14 protein-coding genes are annotated in these 11927 nt (G+C 59.0%); 13 read left to right on the plus strand and 1 reads right to left on the minus strand.

Annotation, left to right across the window (positions count from 1 at the left end; all coding sequences use genetic code 11):
- The first annotated feature begins 19 nt into the window (after window positions 1–19).
- From G3574_RS03330 to G3574_RS03375, 9 genes are all read left to right on the plus strand, one after another.
- Entirely contained in the window at window positions 20–382 is a 363-nt protein-coding gene (locus tag G3574_RS03330) for a hypothetical protein (protein WP_163960601.1), read from the plus strand.
- 115 nt (window positions 383–497) lie between these two features.
- Window positions 498–974: a hypothetical protein gene (locus G3574_RS03335; RefSeq protein WP_163960602.1), complete on the plus strand. Its 477-nt coding sequence runs from the start codon at window positions 498–500 to the stop codon at window positions 972–974.
- A complete protein-coding gene (locus G3574_RS03340; protein ID WP_163960603.1) occupies window positions 967–1170 on the plus strand; it encodes a hypothetical protein in 204 nt (67 codons plus the stop codon). The genes G3574_RS03335 and G3574_RS03340 overlap by 8 nt, the downstream gene beginning before the upstream one ends.
- 110 nt (window positions 1171–1280) lie before the next feature.
- Complete coding sequence (locus G3574_RS03345; protein WP_163960604.1) at window positions 1281–2102, plus strand: Mom family adenine methylcarbamoylation protein; 822 nt, start codon at window positions 1281–1283, stop codon at window positions 2100–2102.
- A 123-nt stretch (window positions 2103–2225) separates the two neighbouring features.
- Window positions 2226–3167 carry a hypothetical protein gene (locus G3574_RS03350; RefSeq protein WP_163960605.1) on the plus strand — a complete coding sequence of 314 codons (942 nt, stop codon included), beginning with the start codon at window positions 2226–2228 and terminating at the stop codon, window positions 3165–3167.
- A gap of 183 nt (window positions 3168–3350) precedes the next feature.
- Window positions 3351–5087 carry a PRTRC system ParB family protein gene (locus G3574_RS03355; protein WP_163960606.1) on the plus strand — a complete coding sequence of 579 codons (1737 nt, stop codon included), beginning with the start codon at window positions 3351–3353 and terminating at the stop codon, window positions 5085–5087.
- A gap of 123 nt (window positions 5088–5210) precedes the next feature.
- Window positions 5211–5723, plus strand: coding sequence for a PRTRC system protein E (locus G3574_RS03360; RefSeq protein ID WP_163960607.1), 513 nt, complete (start codon window positions 5211–5213; stop codon window positions 5721–5723).
- A gap of 13 nt (window positions 5724–5736) precedes the next feature.
- On the plus strand, window positions 5737–5946 hold the full coding sequence (locus G3574_RS03365) for a PRTRC system protein C (RefSeq protein ID WP_163960608.1): 210 nt from the start codon (window positions 5737–5739) through the stop codon (window positions 5944–5946).
- A gap of 118 nt (window positions 5947–6064) precedes the next feature.
- Complete coding sequence (locus G3574_RS03375) at window positions 6065–7165, plus strand: PRTRC system protein F (protein WP_205609650.1); 1101 nt, start codon at window positions 6065–6067, stop codon at window positions 7163–7165.
- 657 nt (window positions 7166–7822) lie between these two features.
- Here G3574_RS03375 and G3574_RS03380 read toward each other — a convergent pair.
- A complete protein-coding gene (locus tag G3574_RS03380; RefSeq protein WP_163960611.1) occupies window positions 7823–8194 on the minus strand; it encodes a hypothetical protein in 372 nt (123 codons plus the stop codon).
- Between the two features lie 231 nt (window positions 8195–8425).
- Here G3574_RS03380 and G3574_RS03385 point away from each other — a divergent pair, with 231 nt between their 5' ends.
- The 4 genes from G3574_RS03385 (at window position 8426) to G3574_RS03400 (ending at window position 11835) form a co-directional block, all read left to right on the plus strand.
- Window positions 8426–9172 carry a PRTRC system protein B gene (locus G3574_RS03385; protein ID WP_163960612.1) on the plus strand — a complete coding sequence of 249 codons (747 nt, stop codon included), beginning with the start codon at window positions 8426–8428 and terminating at the stop codon, window positions 9170–9172.
- Window positions 9172–9819, plus strand: a complete 648-nt coding sequence (locus G3574_RS03390; RefSeq protein ID WP_163960613.1) for a PRTRC system protein A — start codon at window positions 9172–9174, stop codon at window positions 9817–9819. The genes G3574_RS03385 and G3574_RS03390 overlap by 1 nt, the downstream gene beginning before the upstream one ends.
- On the plus strand, window positions 9794–10618 hold the full coding sequence (locus G3574_RS03395) for a PRTRC system ThiF family protein (RefSeq protein ID WP_163960614.1): 825 nt from the start codon (window positions 9794–9796) through the stop codon (window positions 10616–10618). The genes G3574_RS03390 and G3574_RS03395 overlap by 26 nt, the downstream gene beginning before the upstream one ends.
- Before the next feature lie 113 nt (window positions 10619–10731).
- Window positions 10732–11835, plus strand: coding sequence for a hypothetical protein (locus G3574_RS03400; protein ID WP_163960615.1), 1104 nt, complete (start codon window positions 10732–10734; stop codon window positions 11833–11835).
- Window positions 11836–11927 lie beyond the last annotated feature (92 nt).

The following is an 11927-nucleotide window of genomic DNA, read 5'->3' on the forward strand; positions in this document are numbered from 1 at the left end:
GATTACCGCCATGCGACGCATGACTCAAGACGCGCGCTCCCGGCTGATCGCAAATGCGAGCGCTGGAGACACCCGCGATCCGCGGATCACACCGTCCCGGCTGGACAAGCTCATGGCCAGTGCCGGCGGCAACGCCGCGCAATATCGGATTGTCCATGTCGTGGAGGACGACATCGTCACCTACATCAAGACGAGCCGCCCGGCGAGCGATGAAGGGGTGACCAGGCAATGCACGCTCGCGTCATGGCGAAACTGGGCTGCCAAGGCTGTCGTTGTCCATCAGGCGTCGTTGAGCTTCTACATCCCTGATGCTGGCTGGATGCTCCACTGGGAAGTCATTGCCGCGCTTGACGAGCTGGACGACGTCCCATCGCCCAGTTGACCTTGACCTATTGCTCCCTCGCCGCCGGCGAGGGAGTTTTCTTTTTGTGTTCGCTACATCTCCGAGCGCTCCGCAATCCCGCAGGGCATACCAGTTTTGAACCAAAGGAAATCCAATGACACAACAAGTCAGCATCACCTATTGCGGTATGGACGGCACAGGCAGGAACGTGACCGAAGCCAAGAAGGACGCCGCACGCAAAATCGAACGTCTCATCACAGGCGATTGGACCCCATTCATGTTCCGCCACCACGGCTGGACCGGTTTCGTTTTCCGAACCAACATCCAAGCCCAGGAATGGGGCTACAAACTTTACCAAGACGATGAAACCAGCCAAGCTGTCTTTGCCGCGAGCCTGTTTGCCAGCCGGGACGATGCGATCACGGCCGCAGCGTGGCATATCTCCCAGAACGCTGGCACCTATGCCGGACTGGAAAAGTGGCTGACCGGCGCCAAGCAGCGCGAACTGGACGAGTATTTTGCGTGGCAAGCGGCATATGCTCAGGCCAAGGCGGAAGGACACCTGCCCGAGCAATGCCATGTTCTTGCCAACCAATCCAGGGCGGGCGTTTCAGAGGTGCAGCATGGCTGATCGTACCGGCTTTCATGCCTGCGTGGCGCAGCCCAACACGCCGGAGACGGATCTGCAGCCCCGTGTCCCGCACCTAGTTACGTTCTGGACCGCGGGCGAGGAGATCGCGATCCGCATCATGGCCGAAGCCCCCGACGACGCCATCGACAAAGCGCGCCGCATGACTGATGAGGCAATCGCCCGGCACCGCGTTTAACCATACAGATCCTACCCAGCCCCGCAAATGCGGGGCTTTTTCATGTCCGTTGCGAACGCGTTTTGTTTTCCGATGCATCTCGTCCACTTTGCCCATTTTTCAAGGAGAGCATGATGCAGCAAATGTCTTTAGAGTGGCTGACCGGCGAGGCCGGATCACAGCGCTGGCGCCAGCACCAGAGCAGATTCGTCCCGCCGGCAGTCCGATTCGACCCGTCGCGCGTGGAGGTGACCGAGATCCCAGAAGCGATCGCCAAGCCGTTCGTGCTAGGCCATCATTACTCGGGCAGCTATCCGGCAGCCCGGTTCCGGGTGGGCCTGTTCGTGAAGCCAGTCTGTGGTGACGAATACCTCGGCGGTGTCGCCGTGTTCAGCGTACCAATGCAGAACGCCGCGGTCCCCAAGTATCTCGGGGTGGAAGCCGGGCAGGGCGTTGAGCTTGGCCGCCTGGTGTTGTTGGACGATCCACTGCTCGGCTTCAATGCAGAAAGCTGGTTCGTTAGCCGTGCCTTTCGTTTGTTGCGCGCGCGTTTGCCACAGATCGCTGGCGTGCTGTCCTATTCCGATCCCATGGCGCGATATGCGCAAGACGGCAGCAAGGTCTTCCCCGGCCATGCCGGGATCGTCTATCGTGCGCTTTCCGGCCATTATCACGGCAGGTCGTCCGCCCGAACCCTGATCGTCGCCAAAGACGGCCGGACCGTGTCCGAGCGGGCCTTGAGCAAGATTCGGCTGGGCGAAAGCGGTGTCGAATACGCGATACGCCAGCTTCAGGCCATGGGCGCCCCCGGCAGGCTCCCTTTCGAGGATGGTGCCGGCTACGTGGCACGGGCATTGGAGGAGGGCGGCTTTCGGCGGGTGAAGCATCCCGGCAACCATGTCTTTAGCTGGACACTCAGGCGGGCAGTCGCTTCACCGCCTTCGAGTCATTGATACCCAATCCCCGGTCGCCATGCGCGCCGGGGATTTTCTTTTCCGTTCCACCACATCTCCATTCGCAATGCATGCACCGCCCGTCCACCCGGACCGGCGCAACCATTCCAATTGGAGAATCACATGAAAACCGAACACGTTTCAATCGGTGCCTATCACGTCACGCTGTCGCTGGACGATGACGGTCATCTTTCCCTGTACGTGCGAAGCACTGACGGATCGTCCATCGTCGATGTTTCCGACGACAATGCGCAGGCAGGGGAGGCGGCGTTTCGTCTGTCCACCCGCGCCATCGAGGCAAAAGCGCGGGAACATGCCGAGTCCGGCGAAGAAACCCAACAGCCGCCCCTGTACCAGCGAGAGTTCCCGAACTTCGGCGTACTCGACGTCCAGATCCCTGGCGGCTTCGTGGACGTGTCCTGGCACAACAATGCCTGCCCGAGCTGGCGCGTCGAGAAAGGCAACGGCCACTACCTGCAGCTGTTCGTCGACTATGCCCGTCCGGAAGACCGGGACACGCCAACCCTGCCGCGATTCAGCCTGCATCTGCACGATGCGCACATGGACTACATCACGCCGGTGATCCAGTCCAACGACTATGCGGACATTCTCGCGCTTCTGGAGAACTACGCCAGCGCCATGCCGAAGGTTGTCATCGACCACGTATCTACCTTGAGCCGGGAGCAGATGAACGCCTGGTACGAGTCGAATGTCGGGTACCGTCCGGACGACGACGCGGAGCTCACGCTGGATGAGATTGGTCTGCAAACTGCCGAGATGCTCTATTACCACGCCGGCGGCGAAGAGCGGCACTGGAGGCAAGCCGATACGGCTGAAATCTGGAAGCTTGCCCGGGACGTCAAGAGCGGCTACGTGATCTATTCGGCCAACGAGTCGGCCGCCGCCGATGGCTCAGGCTTTTGGTCGGACCGGGACGGATGGGTGCCGCTGAATCAGGCCACGCGGTACTCGGAAACAGACCGCAACACACTGAACCTGCCGCTGGCCACCGGACAGGATGCGCAATGGGTCATATTCAATGTCGCCAAAGCGCACTACGGATGATGGCCCATCGCCAGTCCTGACACGCGATTGCGTTTGACTCTCCGCCCGGCGTCAGCAATGAGGTCGGGTTTTTTATTGTCGGCCCTTTTTTTTGAGCTTGCATCTCGAACTGCTTTGTTTTGCGGGGACCGCCCCGTTTTCCACGTTCGAGGCAATTTCGCCTCTTTTCCCAAGGAGATCCACATGCAGGCAGCAGTCGCACAAACTACCCCCATGCTTCCCCTGTCGGCCATCCACGCCGGTAAGAACCCCCGTACCTACTTCGATCCGAAAGAGATGGAGGAACTGACCGCCTCCATCAAGGCGAAGGGCATCCTGCAGCCGATCCTGGTGCGTCCGGTGGGCGACGCCTACCAAATCGTCGCCGGCGAGCGCCGCTTCCGGGCAGCGACCGCCGCAGGCCTGCCGGAGATCCCGGTCAGCATCCGCGACATGACTGATGACGAGGCAGAAGCCGCTGCACTCATCGAGAACGTCCAGCGGGCCAACATGTCGCCGTCGGAAGAAGCCGAAGCCGCCGCACGCGTGCTCGGCACCTGCCGCAATGACCGCGACGAAGCCGCAAGGCTGCTTGGCTGGTCGCGCGAGGTGCTGGACAAGCGCCTGGCCCTGAACAATCTGTCGGAGAAGTCCCGGACCGCCTTGAACGAGCGCAAGATCAAGCTCGGTCATGCGGAACTGCTGGCTGCTGCCCCGCGCGACATCCAGGACAAGGCGCTCGATGCCATTCTGGCAAACGGCATCACGGTCGAAGCCTGCAAGGAAATGCTGGCCAAGATCGCCCGTAGCATGGCATCGGCCATTTTCGCCAAGGATGACTGCGCCGGCTGCCAGCACAACTCGGACAACCAGTCCGTGCTGTTCGGTGAATCGGTCGGCCGCGGGTCCTGCACCAACGGCGCCTGCTACGACAAAAAGACCGAGGAAGAACTGGTCAAGCGTCGTGACGCCCTGGTCGACGAGTTCCCCAAGGTCGAAATCGTCCGCCCCGGACAGCAGTACACGGTCATCAAGCTGAAGGTCGATGGACAGAAGGGCGTGGGCGAGGAACAGGCCAAGGCCTGCCGCGCCTGCGCCAGTTTCGGGGCAGTCGTGTCGGCCACGCCGGACAAGCTGGGTCAGACGTTCAAGGACCTGTGCTTCGATACGGTGTGCAACAGCAAGAAGGCGGCAGAGTATGCCAAGGCTGTCGAGGAAGCGGAAAAGCAGAAGGCCGCAGAGGAAGCAGCCGCGCAACCGGCAGCAACGGATGCGCCTGAAGCCGCAAAGGCAACCAGCGACAAGGCCAAGGTGGCATCCACGGCGAAAGCCGGTGCCAAGGCTCCCGCCAAGGCAGCGCCCAAGATCAAGGTGCAGATTCAGGAAAGCACGCGCCTGAAGGAATACAGGGTTGAGCAATGGCGGAAGATCGCCAAGGCCGAACTGGTCAAGCAGCCGCAGCGCAACCTGGTGGTACTGATTTCGCTGGCGGTGTGCAGCAACATCAACCATGTGTCGTCAATGAAGATGGCCGACGGACTCAGGAAGCTCTCCGGTTCGGATGTGACGTCCTCTTTCTACGACATCGGTATCGCGCTCGATCTGGCCGACAAGCTCGACGAGAACGGCAAAAAGACGATGTTCCTGGGCCTGGCTGCCACAGCAATGGACGGTATCTCGGAGAAGAACCTGTGTTCCGTTCTCAAATTCCTTGAGGTGGACATGACCGTGCATTGGTCGCTGTCGGACAAGTTCTTCGAGCTGCTCACCAAGAGCGAGATCGAGGTACTGGCCGAGGAAGTGGGCCTGAAAGCCGCGCTGGGCGACAAGTTCAGCAAGGTCATGTCCGGCAAGAAGGACGAGATCATCAAGGCGCTGATGAAAGTCGATGGTTTCAAGTACGAGGGCTGCGTGCCCAAATGCATGATTTACCCGTCCTGATTTTCCCTGTTTGACCAACCAAGCCTGCCCGGATATTCCGGCGCAGGCTTTTTTTTTCGGGCACATATCCCTGTGCTTCGACTTTTCCCTGAGCAATTCCGCTCATTTTTCTAGGAGATCTACATGTTTGCGCAACTCACAGATTTACTGAAACAAACCGGACTCACTCTCACCCTGGAAGCCAAGGGCGAGCAGATCCAAGTGGTCGTTTCCCCCAAGGTCAAGGCCGGCAGCAATGTCGGGCTGGCCCAGCCGCTGGTGCTGATCGGTTCGCCCGAAGAACTGGACGCCGAGTTCGCCACTGCGCTGGCCCAATTCACTGGCGCCCGTCAATCGCTGGTCGACCAGGTCGCCATTTCCACCGCAGCACTGGAAGCCGCCAAGAAAGCCACCGCGGCCAAGCCGGCGACGGCAGCCAAGTCGGTTGCCGCTAAAACGTTGACTGCCAAGGCCAAGACGGACGAAGACGACACGCTCATCTTCGGCTCCCAACCGGCGGCGGCATCCGTTGCAGACGACAACGACGACGCGGAAGAGGGCGATGATGCTCCCGCTCTTGCCGCCGCTGCACTGGCACCTGCCGCATCAGTTCCGGCAACCTCCGCCGCGACGTCGGACTACAACATTTTCGCTTAAGGAGATACGCATCATGGCAATCCAAACCCAAACCCTGACCCGTGTTTTTTCCTACAACGGCGCGGAAATGGCAGACCCCGGCGCGCACATGTCGGTGGAAGAAGTCAAGGAAGTCTATGGCGCTTCGTTCCCCGAGCTCGTCAACGCGACCATCGAGGGGCCCGAAGTCAAGGGCGACAAGGCGGTCTACACCTTCGCGCGTGCGGTTGGCGCCAAGGGCTAGACATGAATGAGAAGCCGCTTGACGCATGGCTGGAAGCGAAAGCCACCCTGCCATCGACTGACAAGGGCCAGCGGCGCATCGCGCCGCTTCTTCAATCGATCACAGAAGGAGACGTGAAATGTTTCTCGATGTTGAGTACGCTCGGCTCATCCCGAAGGGGCCGGGCCATGCAGGTGCCCAAGGAATTCCTGCTGCCCCTGTTCTGACCATACCGCGCCTGGCTGCAGAAATTCCCATGGAGTTCCAGCAGCCCACGCATCCGTCGCTCGTGCTTCTGGTGCGGCAACTGTACCGCGCCGGCGTCATCAAGCAGGCGGACCTCGACCCCGATGTGTCAATCCCCGCGCTGCTGGAATCCGTCCTTCGCCGCGGCGTGCATTCGACGCTCGGCAGTACCGAATTGTCGAATTTCTTGATCGGCATTTCTGACAGCCAGGACGACTACTACGAAGTCGATGGCCGGCTCGATGACCATATCGACGAGGACAAGATGCCAACCGCCGACGAACAGGTGCGGCTTTTCATGGCGCCGCAGAGCATGCCCACGGTTTTTGTGGGCAAGAAGATCGCGGCACTGGAGGGGATCGAGCCGGGGCTGGGACAAACCGTCTACGCTGCGCTCGAATGGGCGGCATGGGGCGGTATCGGCGTGTTCACCATCAGTCATGTGCTGCACGACATCCCGTACCTTTACAACCTGGAAGACGGAGACGATATCGACCTGGATGAGGACGGTGAAGGGACAACCGACCCGAATGAAGATGATGACGAGCGCATCACGGCTGACGTGCTCAAGCAAGGCTTGCCCGACTGGGCAGACAAGGCCAAGCTGCTGCTCACGCCAGCGCAATGTCTGAAAGCGATTCAACGCCCCGACACGCCGGAATGGGCCAAGCAGGTGGTTCACGCAACACTGGCCGCGGCAGACGTGTTCAAGGCAGGAACGGGTAACCTCGGTTTTGTCGATCGCTACGAGCAGGAGCCGTTTTTCCGGCAAGCCATCATCCGGTTCTCGGACGAGGACCAGATCGGCCGGGCGGCGGATGACTACGAGAACATGGCCAACCAGTGTTCCGACAATTATACCGACCTGGTGCACCTCGCCAGGGTGGACTTGCGGGATGTTGGAAACGTAAAGAAATGGTGGCAGGGTGTCTTCGACGGATGCAAACTGATCCATGCCATTGACCAATTGCTGCTCGCCCTCAACGACGACTAGCAACCCAGCCGCAGACGCCTTCGGGCGCTGCGGCTTTATTTATGTCACTTGGGTGCGGACTGATCACTCGAACCCGCAACAGCATCGGATGGCATGAACCCATGTGCCTTAGCGTCGGCAATGCACGCCTCAAAACCCTGGCGCAGATATACGCCTGTGACAATTCCGCTTTTCCCGCTCGCCTCGCAGGTGACGGACTGTCCTTTCGAATTGGTCAAGGTAGTTTTGTACGTTGCGCAACCCGAAATAGTCGCAATGCCAATCAATACCGGTGCAAACAACCTTGTCAATTTCCGCATAGATGTCCCCCAATTTTTGCCGGTTACCGAACGTGTTGCATGACCAGATATTTGCAAAGTCTTACTGGGCGTCGTTACGGGGATAGTATGTTCCGGCAGGGTGTGGCTTGCTAATAGCATTCTTAGAATTCCGATTATCCTAGCAGCGCCATCAAGGAAGAAGCCAGCGCGACTGCGCCGCACGCGATCGCGAATTTTTTATCTCTTCGGAGGTACAAAAACCCGATCACCCCAACGACTCCAGCCGTGAGTAAAAAAAATGTCTTCAAAGACTAGCCCTTTCGTATGCGTTCGTAACTGACATCAACATCAAGACGGACAGACGCCCCTTCAATACAATCAAGGATCTCGCTATAGTTTATTGGCACTCGCGTAGTGACGCTTCGAATGTACCTGAACCGATGACACCCCCGCGGTAATACAAAGTACGTGAGCCACTCGCTGTGTTGTCGATATCGGCGAGCATTCCAGCACCACCCATACCGTTCAGCCACATGACTGTATAGCCTTTTTCCGTTTCCCTCATACTCACGGGCACGGTCGTTCCCAAGTAGCCTGCGCCGTTCTCCCAACGATCTGTAATACATATAGCGACCGTCTTAGCCGACTTTATGCTGTTAGCGACGATGTCGGGGGTGGTATTCCTCAATGCTCCAGGAGTGCTGCATCCCGAAATAGCCGCAGCAAATATAGAAGCGTTGCCGATTAAAACAATTTTGTTTGTACGCATAAGGAATAATCCAGTCTCTCAATCAGCACTTCGGACGGGATGGAATTTTCACTATTCACCGTCTTGAAAATGTCATCTTCTTGAAGAAGAAGCAAGTCTATACGGTGTATAACCAAGTGTCGATATTCCTCGACCACATTCAATGCATCAGCCGTTTTCGACCGTTTCTTTTTTTTCCGCATATCCCTCCATTACGACAACCGGGCGCAAGCCCATCTTTTGGAGGAAAACATGGAAATTACCATCAGCAGCTCCGCACCTACCTTTCGGGCACAGAAGGCTTTCATCATCTATAGCGACGGCGCCGCCGGCAGGCGCGCATTTGTCACCTCTCACCCCATCGTGGAGACAGAAAAAGGGCCGATCTTGGCCGAGGGCGTGCGTGCGACAGAAGACGCGGTCCGGGACGTCATCAAGAGCCTGGCCGAAACGATCGTCAATCCACTGTGCCTGCTTGATCCGCACATTCTGGCGGCCTCCGATGAAGTCACCATCTGGTGGGTTCCGTCCGGTCACCGCCGCATCGCCTTCGACACGAAGGAGATCGGCAAGCGCGCAGCAATCACACCGCAGCCGGCATTGCTGTTCGCCGTGACCCGCAAAGGCTGGTTTGTCCATGCCCTCAAGACGGATGAGCGGCCTACCGCGAAGACCAAGCTCTATGTCGCACCGTACTTCAATGTCTGGTCGCAGGGCAAAATCTGCACCGGCTCGACCGTCATGCCGCAGACCGCGGCGAACATGGATCCAAACGTTTGGACGACGGCATTCTTCGCGTCGGCTTTCACGCATCCAAACATCCATGGCAAGAACCAGCTGCTCAAGCATGAATTCGGGCCGTTTGCGTTCTGGCGGGATATGTTGGACGGCGAGCATGACACTTTCCCGGACGTCCTTGTGGAGTTTCGCAATGGCTCGTCCAAGAAAGCGGTCACGCTGGGCGACTACCTTGACTTGCATGCGCGAGGTGCGCTGTGATGAATCCCATCGATACTGCGCTGCAAAGCGTCACGCCTACCGTCATGGTTCCGCGCCATGAGCCCTTCGTCCCGCTGCAAGCCAATGGGCACCGCTTTCTGGCGGCGTCCGATGGTCTTTGGCTGGAAGCCCGTCGCCCCTGGCTGTACCTGTGCTGGCCGCTGGTTAGGCAGGAGAAGGTGGCGATGCCGTACGGGACGCTTAAGCAAACGCTGTCGGCAGTCCCCGTAAAGTCTCACCTGATGGACGAGTTCATCATCATGGCGCAGGAAGTCTACCCGCTCGAATGTGCGGCATGGGTGGTCTGGGACGAAGTGACAGATGATCAGACGCTATTGCCGATGGTGCCGACTTCTGCCACGGTCGCGTCAGTCGTGTTTCAGCGGCCGCGGCTGCAAGCGGGGCAACACTTGTTATTGGACCTGCACTCGCACGGACAGCTCGGCGCATTTTTTTCTGGGCAGGACAACCGGGATGACCGGGGCGAGTTCAAGCTTGCCGGCGTTCTGGGCCGGGTCAATACCGTCATTGAGGCGAAGTTTCGCCTGTGTGCCAACGGACTGTATGTAACGCTGCCTGACCGCATTTACGGCCAGCGGCCCCAAACATTGGAGAGAACCTATGAAAGAGCATTTCATCCATTCTGATCTGCTACGCAGGGAAGTCAAAATCGACGTCATCGGCGCCGGCGGCACAGGAAGCCAAGTCATCAACGGCTTGGCACGCTTGCACCTCGCGTTGCTATCCCTCGGGCATCCGGGCGGTCTTGACGTGACGCTCTGGGACGACGACGTGGTGTCGCAGTCCAACGTCGGCCGGCAGGCGTTCTTCCCGGTTGACGTCGGCTCGCACAAGGCTCCCACGCTGATCAACCGATTGAACGTCGCGTTCGGCCTGGGCTGGGAAAGTAGGGTAGAGCGCGTAGCCAGCCGCACGTCCTTGCGATCAGACATCGTCATCGGCTGCGTGGACAACAGACGGGCGCGTCGAGCCATTCTCGACGCGGCTTCGGACGGCTTCCATGCGAAGTACTGGCTTGATTGCGGAAACCGCATGTCCGACGGGCAGGTTATTCTTGGCGAAGTGCCGAGCCGCATGGACCGGGATGACACGCCGCGCCTGCCGCATGCCGGCGACCTGTTCCCCGAACTGGTTGATCCGTCGCTGGACGCCGCTGACGATGCGCCAAGCTGCAGTTTGGCCGAAGCGTTGGAGAAGCAGTCGCTGTTCATCAATACCGCCATGGCGATGCAGGCCTGCCAGCTGCTATTCGAGCTGTTCCGGCATGGACGCATTACTCATCATGGGCTGTTCATGAACCTGAAAACAGGGAGGACCTCGCCGTTGCCAGTCTCTCCCGAGACATGGAAGCGGTTCGGATTCATCATGCCTACCCCCAAGCCTGCAAAGCAAGCGAAGGGAATGGTTGACCGCCTCGCCGCCTGATCCACCAACCGCTACTCCTTTCCGGGGTAGCGGTTTTTCTTATTTCTACCGCTGCATCTCTCCCACTTTGTTTTTTAACCGTGGCGATCGCCACTTCTTTAGGAGATGCAAACATGGGAGCAACAATCACCTGCGGCAAACTGGCCTCCGGCTTTAAGCGTTCGGATGGTACCGTCGTCTACGTTCTGTTCGAGCAGACGTATGAGTCCAACTGCTACCCCCATACCCCAAAATGGAGCGCGGTCGCCATCGGCTCGTACCAGGACGTCATGCACTTCGTTTTCCACGTCGCGGCCGTCTGCGAAGGTGGCATGGTGCGCACGCCGCGCGGCGACATCACTGCCCAGACCTACATCAAGGGATGGAAGAGGGCGCTGGCGCAACCGGTCATCATGCCCGACGTTGCCGTGCGCCTGAAGATCAGCGACTCATGGCGCGGGACCATCGACCGCGAGCAATGGGAAGCTGCCAAGGCAAGGCTGCATTCGACCGGCCGCAATGATTTGGTCGAGGAACTGGAAGCGGGCAGGGAAGTGCTGCTGTCGCTGCACAGCGATGCGGAGGTCATCATCGCCGTGTACGGGCGCTTCGGGCCGTTCTCGCCGTGGCGCATCGTTAAGCGTGAGGACACCGTTGCCGAAGTCGACAAGAGCCTGGTGCCCGAGCCGGTGATTGGCCGCGTTAGGATGCCGTCGATCCGCATGCTGCAAGTGTCGGCCTATGAGTCGGAAATGCTGCAATCCGTGGACGGCGGGCCGTGGAAGCTGGCTGGCTGGCGGTATTCGGCCATTGGCGACTTCGTGCGTCAAGTCGCCTATCCGGCTGAAATGGCATGTACCGGCAGCGCCAAGGCGATGATCGCGGCCTACCGGGAACTGATGCAGGCAGCGCCGCTGGCGCCGAGAGAAACCACGGTGACGGTGACGGTTTCGCCACCGGACGTGAACAAGTACCGCGTCCAGACGGCAACCGAGCTGGCCCAAAAGCTGGGGTATGCGGCGGAAGGACAGCCGATTCCGGCGCAGTACACGGTGTCGATCGGTGAGTTGGAAGCGGCGGATCCAAATCGAGACAAGCACGTCGTCTATAACGCCACGCACCTGGACGAGAACCAGTGCGACTGGCACGTGCCGGGCATGGTTTCATCCAACGGATCAGATGGAGAAATTGTGAGTTCTGAACAGGCGATGCCGATTGAGCAGATCGCATTGATCTGATTGTTGAACCGTCTACCCGTTCAAGCCATCGGCTTGGACGGGTTTTTCATTTCTTGAATCCCATTAGTTCAAAAGCGATTTCTATGTCGAAA

The organism is Noviherbaspirillum galbum (assembly GCF_010974945.1).
Taxonomy (GTDB): Bacteria; Pseudomonadota; Gammaproteobacteria; order Burkholderiales; family Burkholderiaceae_D; genus Noviherbaspirillum; species Noviherbaspirillum galbum.

What these genes read in the sequence shown, in the direction of transcription:
- G3574_RS03400 (WP_163960615.1), top strand. Translation starts at nt 10,732, where the DNA reads ATGGGAGCAACAATCACCTGCGGCAAACTGGCCTCCGGCTTTAAGCGT.
- G3574_RS03350 (WP_163960605.1), top strand. Translation starts at nt 2,226, where the DNA reads ATGAAAACCGAACACGTTTCAATCGGTGCCTATCACGTCACGCTGTCG.
- G3574_RS03390 (WP_163960613.1), top strand. Translation starts at nt 9,172, where the DNA reads ATGAATCCCATCGATACTGCGCTGCAAAGCGTCACGCCTACCGTCATG.
- G3574_RS03365 (WP_163960608.1), top strand. Translation starts at nt 5,737, where the DNA reads ATGGCAATCCAAACCCAAACCCTGACCCGTGTTTTTTCCTACAACGGC.
- G3574_RS03345 (WP_163960604.1), top strand. Translation starts at nt 1,281, where the DNA reads ATGATGCAGCAAATGTCTTTAGAGTGGCTGACCGGCGAGGCCGGATCA.
- G3574_RS03375 (WP_205609650.1), top strand. Translation starts at nt 6,065, where the DNA reads ATGTTTCTCGATGTTGAGTACGCTCGGCTCATCCCGAAGGGGCCGGGC.
- G3574_RS03395 (WP_163960614.1), top strand. Translation starts at nt 9,794, where the DNA reads ATGAAAGAGCATTTCATCCATTCTGATCTGCTACGCAGGGAAGTCAAA.
- G3574_RS03360 (WP_163960607.1), top strand. Translation starts at nt 5,211, where the DNA reads ATGTTTGCGCAACTCACAGATTTACTGAAACAAACCGGACTCACTCTC.
- G3574_RS03385 (WP_163960612.1), top strand. Translation starts at nt 8,426, where the DNA reads ATGGAAATTACCATCAGCAGCTCCGCACCTACCTTTCGGGCACAGAAG.
- G3574_RS03355 (WP_163960606.1), top strand. Translation starts at nt 3,351, where the DNA reads ATGCAGGCAGCAGTCGCACAAACTACCCCCATGCTTCCCCTGTCGGCC.
- G3574_RS03335 (WP_163960602.1), top strand. Translation starts at nt 498, where the DNA reads ATGACACAACAAGTCAGCATCACCTATTGCGGTATGGACGGCACAGGC.
- G3574_RS03330 (WP_163960601.1), top strand. Translation starts at nt 20, where the DNA reads ATGACTCAAGACGCGCGCTCCCGGCTGATCGCAAATGCGAGCGCTGGA.
- G3574_RS03380 (WP_163960611.1), bottom strand. Translation starts at nt 8,194, where the DNA reads ATGCGTACAAACAAAATTGTTTTAATCGGCAACGCTTCTATATTTGCT.
- G3574_RS03340 (WP_163960603.1), top strand. Translation starts at nt 967, where the DNA reads ATGGCTGATCGTACCGGCTTTCATGCCTGCGTGGCGCAGCCCAACACG.